Source organism: Halanaerobium sp. DL-01, from assembly GCF_003338615.1.
Classification (GTDB): domain Bacteria; phylum Bacillota; class Halanaerobiia; order Halanaerobiales; family Halanaerobiaceae; genus QPJE01.
On the sequence record NZ_QPJN01000055.1, the window covers coordinates 1 to 6,064 of the forward strand.

Sequence of the window (6,064 nt, forward strand, 5' to 3'; positions counted from 1 at the left end):
TTTTTTGTTCCCCGATAGCTCAGTTGGTAGAGCAGATGGCTGTTAACCATCGAGTCGCAAGTTCGAGTCTTGCTCGGGGAGCCATTTTTATTTTAAGACCTTTATTGGTCTTTTTTTATTTAATATTATTTAACAAATTGTCTTAAATTGTCTATAACTTTTTTGATATTGTATAATTAATATTGTATAATAATAATATAATTTATAGAAGTTAGGTACTATAAAACCTGACGGGCTTGCCCTCACGAATGAATAGTGCCTAATTTTAAAGTAATTAAATATTACTTTAAAATTATTTTTTTCTTGGTTCTTTGTATTGTATTGAAATATAAAATAGGAGGGATATTATGAAGATCAAATGGTGGGGACATTCCTGTTTTTTAATTGAAAATGATGGTATTAAAATTCTTACTGATCCATATGATGATAGTTTGCCTTACAAAAAAATGACAGATAAGCCTGATATTGTAACTGTAAGTCATCAACATTTTGATCACAATGCGGTCGATAGGGTTGATGGGGATTTTGAAATTGTTGATAAAAAATCTGGTTTCAAAAATGATAAAGTATCTATAAAAGCAGTTGAGACATATCATGATGATAATGAAGGCAAAGATAGAGGAGAAAGTTTAATTTTTATAATTGAATTTGCAGATAAAACTGTCTGCCACATGGGGGACATTGGCCATCCTTTAAACAATGAAGATTTAAATAAACTTAAAACTTGTGATGTTTTGTTGATACCTGTGGGAGGATATTATACTATTGATGCTGATCAGGCTTATGAAATAACTAAAAAAATTGATCCAGAGATAGTAATCCCAATGCATTATAAAACAGCAGAGCTCGATTTTCCAATCACTGGCGTCGAAGATTTTACAAATAAATTTAATAAAGAAGATGTTCAGTTTATCGATAGTGCTGAATTTAATTTATCAGATGTAAAAAATAAAAAGTTAGTTGTTCTTGATTATGTAAAATAATTTAATTTATTTCCCATTCTAAGTTTTATCTTAGGATGGGATTTTTTAATGTCTCGAAAATTATACCAGATGTTTTGTTATGAATAAAATTTATGGATTCATAATTCCCGACATCATTAGCAATTTCTTTTTTCCCATTTTGGGCACCTCCTGAATTTTTATATAATTTAGATCAGTATCCTACAAATTTAGGGAGGGTCAGTCCGAAGGGACATAAGGATATTTTGTTCTTATCTTTAAAAATCAATTAGACAACTCTATTTTTAGAAGTATTTTTTAAGAGTCTAAGAATTATAATATCAAACTATAAGACTAAAATAATCAAAAATATTTTGAAAATTCATTTGACAATCACAAACGAATAATATATAATTATAATTAAGCAAAAACAAGCATAAATAAAAATAAATAAACAGTAATACTGAAAATAAATAAACAATAGAACAATAGAAATGAGGGTTTTTAATGTTTGCAGAAGAAAGAAAGAGGAAAATAGTTAATATGCTGCAGAAAGAAAAAAGAGCAAGTGTTAAAGAACTCAGCAATAAATTTGATGTTTCATGTGCAACAATTAGAAGAGATTTAACAAGTCTTGAAAAAGAAGGATTTTTGAGAAGAACTCATGGTGGGGCAATTTTAAGTGGGAGCAGTAGATTAGAACCTTCTTTTAAAGAAAAAGAAGATAAATTTATAAATGAAAAAATTTCAATTGGGAAAAAAGCAGCGGAAATAATTCAACCAGGGGACACTATTTTTTTAGATGCAGGTACAACTACAAGACAGATAATAGAATTTTTGACTAAAAAAGAAAAAATAACTATTGTTACCCATGCACTACATATAGTTAATAGAATAAATGAATTAAAATTGAACTGTGAACTTGTTGTAGTTGGAGGCAATTTTAAATGGAAGACAGAAGCAATGATAGGACCTATGGCAGAAAGTTTTCTCAAAAATATCAGAGTAGATAAAGCTTTTATAGGCAGCAATGGATTTACAATAAAAGATGGTGGAACAACTCCAGATATAAATGAAAGTAAAATAAAAAGTATAGCTTTAGATTCAGCACAGGAAAAATATCTAGTTTTTGATAGTTCAAAATGGGGAGAAGTATATTTCAGTAGGTTTATAAAAACTGAAGATTTAGATTTTATAATTTCGGATATCATTGATGAAAAAAAAGAAAAAATATTAAATAAACTGGGAGTAGAAGTTATTAAAACAAAAGATACAATACATAAGTAAGGAGGTGGAGTCAATGATTTTAACAGTTACTTTAAACCCTGCTATGGATCGCGTAATTATTATTGATGAATTAAAATTAGGCAGTTTAAATAGGGTTAAAGAAGTACATGATCTGGCAGGAGGAAAAGGTATTAATGTAGCAGAAGTGCTCACTAAATTGGAGGAAGAATCTATAGCACTTGGAATAGTTGGAGGAAATAATGGAAGTTTAATTAATAGTATACTCGAAAAAAATAGAGTTAGAGCAGATTTTATCTGGTCTGAACACAATACAAGGCAAAATTTAAAAATTAAAGAGAAAAATAAAAATAGAGAAACAGAAATAAATGAAAATGGTCAAATTGATCCAGAAGATCTGGAATCATTTAAAAATAATTTAAAAAAATATCTTAAAAAAAATAAAGTTTTAATTTTATCAGGTAGCTTACCAGATGGAGCTGATGAGAATACTTATGCAGAATTAATAAAAATTGCAAATGATAATAATAGTAAAGTTATTTTTGATAGTTCAGGAAGGCCTTTAGCAGCAGGAATTAAAGAAAAGCCATATTTAATTAAACCAAATTTAGAAGAATTGAAAAATTTAACAGGGAGTGAAATAGAAAATAATATTGATTTATTAGAAGCTTCAAAATATATATTAAATAAAGGGATAAAAATCATTATGGTATCACTTGGAAGTAATGGGTCATATATAGCTTCAGAAGAAGAAGCCTACAGGTTTTATACACCAGCTGTAAAAGTTGAGCAGACAACTATAGGAGCAGGAGATACTATGGTAGCAGGTCTGGCAAAAAAAATTAGAGAAGAAGTTAGCTTAAAAGATATGGGAATCTATTCTTCGGCACTTGCAACAACTTTTGTAGAAAAAGGAAAAATTTCTGAAATAAGCGAAAAAAATATTGAAGATACAATAAGCAAAATAAAGGTGGAAAAGCTTAAATAAAATTAGAGAGGAGTTTTTAAAATGGAGGTAAAGGAATTTATAAATACTAGTCTTATTAAAATGAATCTAGAGAGCAGTAAAAAAAATGAAGTAATTAAAGAATTGATAAATATTGTGGCAGATAATGATTTAATTACTGATAGTGAAGAGGTGTATAAAAAGGCATTAGATAGAGAAGCTAAAGGAACTACAGGTGTAGGTAAGGGTGTAGCTATTCCACATGTTAAAAGTTCTGCTGTAAAAAAACCGACAGTTGCTTTTGGCAGGTCAAAAGATGGAATTGATTATGGATCGATGGATGAAAAACCAACCTATTTATTTTTTTTAATTGTTGTTCCAGAAGAATCGCATGATCAGCATTTAAAACTTCTGGCACAGTTATCTAGAAAACTGGTTCATGATGATTTTAGAGAAAGTCTTATGGAAGCAAAAAGCCCAGAAGATATTCTGGATATTTTAGAAAATAATTAAAAATTTTATTAAAGTTATTATATAAGACATAAGGGGGTTATTATTTATGAAAAAAATTGTTGCAACTACGTCCTGTCCAACTGGTATTGCACACACATATATGGCTGCTGAATCATTAATTGAAGCTGCCAAAAAGATGGATAATGTTGAGATAAAGGTTGAAACTCAAGGTTCAGTAGGTGTAGAAAATGAATTAAGCGAAAAAGATATTTCTGAAGCAGATGCTGTTATAATTGCCGCTGATACGAATGTTGAGATGGATAGATTTTCTGGAAAATACGTTGTAAATGTTTCTGTTGGTGATGCAATAGATGATGCAGAATCACTTATCAAGCGAGCACTAAAAGGTGCAGAAGAAAATAAAGATAAGAAAATTGAGGAAGACAATTCAGATTTGTATAATAAAGTGAGTGAAGAAAAAAGCAAAAGAAAAACTGAAAGAAGAGGGGCATATAAACATTTAATGACAGGTGTATCCTTTATGCTTCCCTTTGTTGTTGCTGGAGGTTTATCAATAGCACTCTCCTTTGTATTTGGAATAAATGCAGCTGAGCAGGAGGGAACACTTGCTGCCGCACTTATGCAGATAGGTGGTGGAACAGCATTTGCTTTAATGGTTCCAATTTTAGCCGGTTATATTGCATATTCTATAGCTGATAGACCTGGTATAGCTCCTGGTATGATAGGTGGTATGCTGGCAAACAGTTTAGGATCAGGTTTTCTTGGTGGTATTATTGCTGGTTTTATGGCCGGATATTTAACACAGTGGCTTAAAAATGTAATAAAACTCCCCAAAAGTCTGCAGGGATTAATGCCTGTTCTTGTACTTCCGCTTTTATCCAGTTTAACCGTTGGTCTTTTGATGATTTATCTTATTGGACCTCCAGTAGAAGCAATTATGACAGGATTGGAAGGCTGGCTTCAGGGTATGAGTGGAAGTAATGCAGTTATTCTTGGTTTAATACTTGGTGCAATGATGGCATTTGATATGGGAGGTCCTGTTAATAAAGCTGCATATACTTTCGGAGTTGGGCTGCTGGGTTCACAAATATATGAACCGATGGCAGCTATAATGGCTGCAGGAATGACACCTCCACTGGGTCTTGCTCTTGCAACATTATTATTTAAAAAGAGATTTACTCAGCAAGAGATTGAAGCAGGTAAGGCTGCCTGGGTAATGGGAATTTCTTTTATAACTGAGGGAGCTATTCCTTTTGCAGCAGCAGATCCACTGCGGGTAATTCCTTCTATCATGACAGGATCTGCAGTAACTGGAGTACTGTCAATGCTTTTTGGAGCTTCTCTAAAAGCTCCACATGGTGGTATTTTTGTGCTTCCAATTCCTAATGTGGTAACAAATCTTGGTTTTTATGTTTTAGCTATAGCAGCTGGAGTTATTATTACAGCTATTATGCTGAGACTATTGAAGCCTCAACTTGTAGATTAAAAAATAAATATATTCTAATTTAAGGTATTATAATGTAAATACATTTGGGAGAGAATAAAATTCCTCCCTTTTTTTGATATAATATATATTTTTTATCAATAAACTTCTTAAAATAAAAATTTAGGAAGTTTAAAAATGTTTATTATTTCTTTTGATGATATACACTGCAGTTATCCTGATAATAAATTCTTAAAATGAAAAACAGCTTACAGAAAAAATCAAAAAAATCAATTATAATCCTTTTGAGGTGATTATAATGTTTAATAATACTGAATTAGCAACACTAGCTGGTGGTTGTTTTTGGTGTTTAGAACCAATATTTAAAAGTCTAAAAGGTGTTAAAAAAGTAACTCCAGGTTATACTGGTGGTGAAAAAGAATTTCCAACATATAAAGAAGTAAGTTCTGGTAATACAGGACATGCAGAGGCTGTACAGATAAAATATAATCCTCAGGAAATAGAATTTAAAGAACTTTTAGAGGTGTTTTTTAGTGTTCATAATCCTACTACGCTAAACAGGCAGGGTGCTGATATAGGTTCACAGTATCGTTCAGCAGTATTTTATCATAATTTGGAACAGAAAAATATAACAGAAAGAATTATTTCTGAAATTGAAAAAGAAGAAATCTGGTCTGATCCAATTGTGACAGAAATAAATGAATTTGAAATATTTTATCCGGCAGAACAATATCACCATAATTATTATGAAAAGAATTCTTTTCAGAGTTACTGTCAGGTGGTTATTAATCCTAAACTGTCGAAATTCAGACAGAAATTTAAAGATAAATTAGCTTGACAGGGAATTAAGGGGTTGAGGCTTTTTATCAGGTGGAAGCATTGATACACATAGAGTTTGAGAAACTCCTTAAATATTGCCAGGAGTTTCCCCAAAATTTATTTTCAAGCTGCAAAAAGGGGGCTTTAGTCATCAACGAAATTTTTAGATTTATCTAAAACTCAATTCGGGTGTGA

The 6,064-nt window shown here is 30.9% G+C and carries 6 protein-coding genes and 1 tRNA gene; all 7 read left to right on the forward strand.

From position 1 onward, the window contains the following. Positions 1-8 precede the first annotated feature (8 nt). The 7 genes from DER71_RS11435 (at position 9) to msrA (ending at position 5,888) form a co-directional block, all read left to right on the forward strand. Positions 9-84 (forward strand) — tRNA-Asn (locus DER71_RS11435). A 263-nt stretch (positions 85-347) separates the two neighbouring features. Then, positions 348-983 carry an MBL fold metallo-hydrolase gene (locus DER71_RS11440; protein WP_114458764.1) on the forward strand — a complete coding sequence of 212 codons (636 nt, stop codon included), beginning with the start codon at positions 348-350 and terminating at the stop codon, positions 981-983. Positions 984-1,448: 465 nt separating this feature from the next. Beyond that, on the forward strand, positions 1,449-2,228 hold the full coding sequence (locus DER71_RS11445; protein ID WP_114458765.1) for a DeoR/GlpR family DNA-binding transcription regulator: 780 nt from the start codon (positions 1,449-1,451) through the stop codon (positions 2,226-2,228). 13 nt (positions 2,229-2,241) lie between these two features. After that, positions 2,242-3,174 carry a 1-phosphofructokinase family hexose kinase gene (locus DER71_RS11450; protein WP_114458766.1) on the forward strand — a complete coding sequence of 311 codons (933 nt, stop codon included), beginning with the start codon at positions 2,242-2,244 and terminating at the stop codon, positions 3,172-3,174. 21 nt (positions 3,175-3,195) lie between these two features. Further along, positions 3,196-3,645: a PTS sugar transporter subunit IIA gene (locus DER71_RS11455; RefSeq protein WP_114458767.1), complete on the forward strand. Its 450-nt coding sequence runs from the start codon at positions 3,196-3,198 to the stop codon at positions 3,643-3,645. A gap of 46 nt (positions 3,646-3,691) precedes the next feature. Then, complete coding sequence (locus DER71_RS11460; protein WP_114474658.1) at positions 3,692-5,092, forward strand: PTS fructose transporter subunit IIC; 1,401 nt, start codon at positions 3,692-3,694, stop codon at positions 5,090-5,092. A gap of 256 nt (positions 5,093-5,348) precedes the next feature. Beyond that, a complete protein-coding gene (gene msrA, locus DER71_RS11465) occupies positions 5,349-5,888 on the forward strand; it encodes a peptide-methionine (S)-S-oxide reductase MsrA (protein ID WP_114458769.1) in 540 nt (179 codons plus the stop codon). The last annotated feature ends 176 nt before the right edge of the window (positions 5,889-6,064 follow it).

What these genes read in the sequence shown, in the direction of transcription:
- DER71_RS11440 (WP_114458764.1), top strand. Translation starts at nt 348, where the DNA reads ATGAAGATCAAATGGTGGGGACATTCCTGTTTTTTAATTGAAAATGAT.
- DER71_RS11445 (WP_114458765.1), top strand. Translation starts at nt 1,449, where the DNA reads ATGTTTGCAGAAGAAAGAAAGAGGAAAATAGTTAATATGCTGCAGAAA.
- DER71_RS11450 (WP_114458766.1), top strand. Translation starts at nt 2,242, where the DNA reads ATGATTTTAACAGTTACTTTAAACCCTGCTATGGATCGCGTAATTATT.
- DER71_RS11455 (WP_114458767.1), top strand. Translation starts at nt 3,196, where the DNA reads ATGGAGGTAAAGGAATTTATAAATACTAGTCTTATTAAAATGAATCTA.
- DER71_RS11460 (WP_114474658.1), top strand. Translation starts at nt 3,692, where the DNA reads ATGAAAAAAATTGTTGCAACTACGTCCTGTCCAACTGGTATTGCACAC.
- msrA (WP_114458769.1), top strand. Translation starts at nt 5,349, where the DNA reads ATGTTTAATAATACTGAATTAGCAACACTAGCTGGTGGTTGTTTTTGG.